The following is a 228-nucleotide window of genomic DNA, read 5'->3' on the forward strand; positions in this document are numbered from 1 at the left end:
GGCTTTGCGGGTGATCATCGCCGCCGGGAAGTTCCACGGCGTAATCGCGGCGGTAACGCCGATCGGCTGCTTGATGACGATCAGGCGTTTGTCGGCCTGATGGCCAGGGATCGTATCGCCATAAATGCGTTTGCCCTCTTCGGCAAACCACTCAATAAAGGAAGCGGCGTAGGTGATTTCGCCTTTGGCTTCCGCCAGCGGTTTGCCCTGTTCCAGGGTCATCAGACG

1 protein-coding gene is annotated in these 228 nt (G+C 58.8%); it reads right to left on the bottom strand.

The features are described from left to right. Positions 1-228 (bottom strand): aldehyde dehydrogenase family protein (locus FDX22_RS12070; protein WP_146717251.1); only part of this gene is annotated, 228 nt, incomplete at both ends.

Source organism: Citrobacter sp. TBCS-14 (genome assembly GCF_005280805.1).
Taxonomy (GTDB): domain Bacteria; phylum Pseudomonadota; class Gammaproteobacteria; order Enterobacterales; family Enterobacteriaceae; genus Citrobacter; species Citrobacter gillenii.